This is a genomic window from Streptomyces sp. 8P21H-1 (assembly GCF_013302945.1).
Genome location: NZ_JABTYA010000227.1, coordinates 1 through 759 on the forward strand (window position 1 = coordinate 1; position 759 = coordinate 759).

Below are 759 nucleotides of genomic sequence, written 5' to 3' on the forward strand. Positions count from 1 at the left end.
GCCGACCGGGACCCGCGTCGCACCAGACGGCGCGCAGGACGTCGCCGACGGCGGGCCGCAGTCGCCGGTCGGCGGCCTCGCTCTCGCGTGCCACCGTCTCGCGCAGCGCCTCGGGCCCGAGTCCGCTGACGTCGACGCGGCGGATGCGGTCCGCGGCGCGGACGGAGCCGGGCGGCGGGATCTCGGGCCGCCAGCCGCCGTCAGGGCCGGTGGTCAGGCGCAGCCGGAGCATGTCGTGGTGGTCCAGCAGGGTCTGCAGCAGGACGGTGAGCCGCGGCTCGTCCAGGTCCGCGGGGGCGCACAGCACCACCGACTGGCTGAATCCGTCCACGGGTCCGCCCAGTCCGCGCAGCCAGTGCATGATCGGGGTGGCGGGGAAGGCGCCGGTGCCGTCCAGGCCGGCGGGCCGCTCCCCGTCCTCCCCTGTCTCGCCGGCGACGGCGGCCAGCCGGGCCACCGTACGGTGTTCGAACACGTCGCGCGGGGAGAGCAGCAGCCCGGCCTTGCGGGCCCGGCCGGCGAGCTGCATCGACATGATGCTGTCGCCGCCCAGGGCGAAGAAACTGTCGTCGATGCCGACGTCCCGGGCGCCGACGACCTCCTGGAAGAGCCGGACGAGCAGCCGCTCCCGCTCGTCGCGGGCCGCCCGGCCGCCGACTCCGGTGACGACGGGCGCCGGCAGCGCCCGACGGTCGACCTTGCCGTTGGCGTTGCGGGGCAGCGCGTCGAGCACCACGCACGAGGCGGGCACGAGCGGGG

The 759-nt window shown here is 76.8% G+C and carries 1 protein-coding gene; it reads right to left on the minus strand.

The genetic code is table 11. The annotated features are described in order from the left end of the window. Window positions 1–759: phosphopantetheine-binding protein (locus HO151_RS04170; RefSeq protein WP_254594709.1), on the minus strand; the 759-nt coding region annotated here is incomplete at both ends.